This window comes from Neisseria sp. P0001.S005, from assembly GCF_051963715.1.
Map to the genome: position 1 here is coordinate 1 of NZ_JBQCTZ010000743.1, position 376 is coordinate 376.

The following is a 376-nucleotide window of genomic DNA, read 5'->3' on the forward strand; positions in this document are numbered from 1 at the left end:
CCATACTTCCACAACGGCAGCGTTTGGGAATTGGATAAAGCCGTCAACATCATGGCGAAAGCTCAATTGGGTAAAACCCTGGCTCCGGAAGACACTGAAAACATCGTTGCCTTCTTGAAAGCCCTTTCCGGCAATGTTCCGGAGTCTGCCCGAACCATGCCTGAGCTGCCCGTCTCCCACGATGTCAAATCCCAACCTGACAACAAATAAGGGTTAGCATAAAACAAGGCCGTCTGAAAATCCGTTTCAGACGGCCTTTTTGCTGCCGGCCATATGGGCAGCTTTGTTTCACGATTGCGCACAATATGGTAATCTTGAGCCGATTTTCACCATACATCCGAAAGGAACATCATGAGCCTGATTATTGAAGACTTGC

Annotated in this window: 1 pseudogene; it reads left to right on the top strand. The window is 48.7% G+C overall.

From position 1 onward, the window contains the following. A pseudogene (locus ACTHSP_RS22650) lies at positions 1 to 210 on the top strand (cytochrome-c peroxidase); the annotation flags it as partial. Positions 211 to 376: the final 166 nt, after the last annotated feature.